Source organism: Streptomyces sp. NPDC030183, assembly GCF_055573455.1.
Genome location: NZ_JBVIBK010000069.1, coordinates 1 through 2,031 on the forward strand (window position 1 = coordinate 1; position 2,031 = coordinate 2,031).

The following is a 2,031-nucleotide window of genomic DNA, read 5'->3' on the forward strand; positions in this document are numbered from 1 at the left end:
ACCCGTGTACTGGACGTACTCGGGTCGGGGCCCGGTGCGTCGAGAGCGCGTGCATGGCGTCGCGGGGCAGGTGGGAATTTGACGACAGGGCCTAGGCGCAGGGCCTCCACGGACTCGGTACCCGATCCGCACCCTCTCCGGTTGCGGCGTGCCCGCCCTCGCGGCAGCCTGGTGCGCGTGCCGTACGGCCCCCGTACGGCACGCGCACCGTCACGCTGAAGTCACCCCGCAGACACGGAACGCGAGGGACGAGGGAAGGGCTCTGCCCCAAGCGTCCCTTTCGATCCCATGGTTCACGAGGACGTAACCGGCCATCGGCACGAATGGATAACGGCCCGTCGAAACCCCGTTCCCAGGAGTGTCTACGCGCGTTAATGTGCGCCGAACTGAGCACCCGGCTGCGGGGCTTTGGAGAAGATGGGGAACTTCAAGATGCGTCGGATTTCCAAACTGACCCGCGTCGCGGTGGGGGTCGCGTCGCTGGCGCTCGCCGCCACGGCCTGTGGCGGAACCAGCAGCGAGAGCGGCAACGGCGGCGACGGCGAGAGCAAGGGCACCAAGGGCCTCGCGATCGCGTACGACATCGGCGGCAAGGGCGACCAGTCCTTCAACGACGCGGCGTACGCGGGTCTGCAGAAGGCCGAGAAGGAGTTCGGCTACCAGACCGCCGACATCGAGCCCACCGAGGGCGAGACGGACGCCGACAAGCAGCAGCGTCTGGAGTCCCTGGCCAAGCAGGGCTACAACCCGGTCATCGGCGTGGGCTTCGCGTACGGCCCGGCCATGGAGGCCGCCGCCGCGAAGTTCCCGAAGACCACGTTCGGCATCGTCGACTCGGTCGTCAAGGGCGACAACGTCGCGTCCCTCGTCTTCGCCGAGGAGCAGGCCTCCTACCTCGCCGGTGTCGCGGCCGCCAAGGCCACCAAGTCGAACACCGTGGGCTTCGTGGGCGGTGTCGACATCCCGCTCATCCACAAGTTCGAGGCCGGCTACAAGCAGGGTGTCCAGGACACCAGCGGTGGCAAGGTCAAGGTCATCTCGCAGTACCTGACCCAGACGGCCGAGGAGGGTGGCTTCTCCAGCCCGGACAAGGGCAAGGCCGCCGCCGAGGGCCAGATCGAGAAGGGCGCGGACGTCCTCTACGCCGCCGCCGGTCTCTCCGGTCAGGGCGTGATCGAGGCCGCCGCCAAGGCGAAGGTCTGGGCGATCGGTGTCGACTCCGACCAGTACAAGCAGGAGGCCCTCGCCTCCTACAAGGGCTCCATCCTCACGTCGGCCCTGAAGGACGTCGGCGGCGCGGTCTACGCCCTCGCCAAGTCCGTCGAGGACGGCAAGCCGCTCACCGGCGTCCAGACCTTCGACCTGAAGGTCGACGGAGTCGGCCTGGCCGAGTCCAACCCGGAGTTCGCCAAGATCGCCGGTCTCTCGGACGCGGTCGCCAAGGCGAAGGAAGAGATCATCAGCGGCAAGATCAAGGTCAACACCGAGTAGTCCCCACTCCGGCCCCCAAGGGCCGGAGCACCCAGACCCGGGTGGGCGCCACAACGGCCCCCGCCCGGTTCTTTTTGCCCGGGCGGCCCGTCACGGGAATGCGCCGAGATACGACCAACCTCGCCCCGACCACGAGCCGAACCACCGACGGCCCCGCGCCACGCCCCTGCCGGGACGCCGGCCGCGCCCCGGACGGTCGGTTGCCGCCTCTGCCGGGACGTCGGCTGCGTCCCGGACGGTCGGTTGCCGCCTCTGCCGGGACGTCGGCTGCGTCCCGGACGGTCGGTTGCCGCCTCTGCCGGGACGTCGGCTGCGTCCCGGACGGTCGGTTGCCGCCTCTGCCGGGACGTCGGCTGCGCACCGGACGGTAGGTTGCCGCCTCTGCCGGGACGTCGGCTGCGTCCCGGACGGTCGGTTGCCGCCTCTGCCGGGACGTCGGCTGCGTCCCGGACGGTCGGTTGCCGCCTCTGCCGGGACGTCGGCTGCGTCCCGGACGGTCGGTTGCCGCCTCTGCCGGGACGTCGGCTGCGTCCCGGACGG

Annotated in this window: 1 protein-coding gene; it reads left to right on the plus strand. The window is 70.2% G+C overall.

Annotated features, from left to right (window positions below):
* Positions 1-432 precede the first annotated feature (432 nt).
* A complete protein-coding gene (locus ACZ4Z2_RS37280; protein WP_468082221.1) occupies positions 433-1,491 on the plus strand; it encodes a BMP family lipoprotein in 1,059 nt (352 codons plus the stop codon).
* The last annotated feature ends 540 nt before the right edge of the window (positions 1,492-2,031 follow it).

Coding starts and splice junctions, on each gene's coding strand:
- ACZ4Z2_RS37280 (WP_468082221.1), top strand. CDS start 433: ATGCGTCGGATTTCCAAACTGACCCGCGTCGCGGTGGGGGTCGCGTCG.